Origin of the sequence: Methylobacterium sp. J-092 (genome assembly GCF_022829325.1) — a bacterium.
GTDB lineage: Bacteria > Pseudomonadota > Alphaproteobacteria > Rhizobiales > Beijerinckiaceae > Methylobacterium.
The window spans coordinates 1-338 of record NZ_JAKSXU010000192.1 but is presented as its reverse complement, the minus strand read 5'-3'; the positions used below and the strand labels follow the sequence as shown (position 1 = coordinate 338).

Sequence of the window (338 nt, the reverse complement as noted above, 5' to 3'; positions counted from 1 at the left end):
TCGTCGTCGACCACGAGCACGTCGCCGTCGGCCGCCCGGAACTGGTCAAGGATCGTCCGGAGGCGCGCCCAGTCCACCGGCTTCGGTACCGCCTCGATGGCTCCGAGCGAGGCGCTCAGCGCCGCGTCGGCAACGAAGCTGACCATGACCACGGGGATGCCTGCAGTCTCCGTGTCTGCCTTCAGGGCGGCCAGCACCGACCAGCCGTCCATCTCGGGCATCATCACGTCGAGTAGGATGGCACGCGGCTTGAGCGACTTGGCGAGGTCGAGCCCGGTGCGCCCGTCCCCCGCAGTGCGGACGGCGAAGCGTTGGCGTTCGAGGAACCGGGTCATCAG

The 338-nt window shown here is 69.2% G+C and carries 1 protein-coding gene; it reads right to left on the bottom strand.

Annotation, left to right across the window (positions count from 1 at the left end; translation table 11 throughout):
- Positions 1-338 (bottom strand): response regulator (locus MKK60_RS22915; protein WP_243988700.1); only part of this gene is annotated, 338 nt, incomplete at both ends.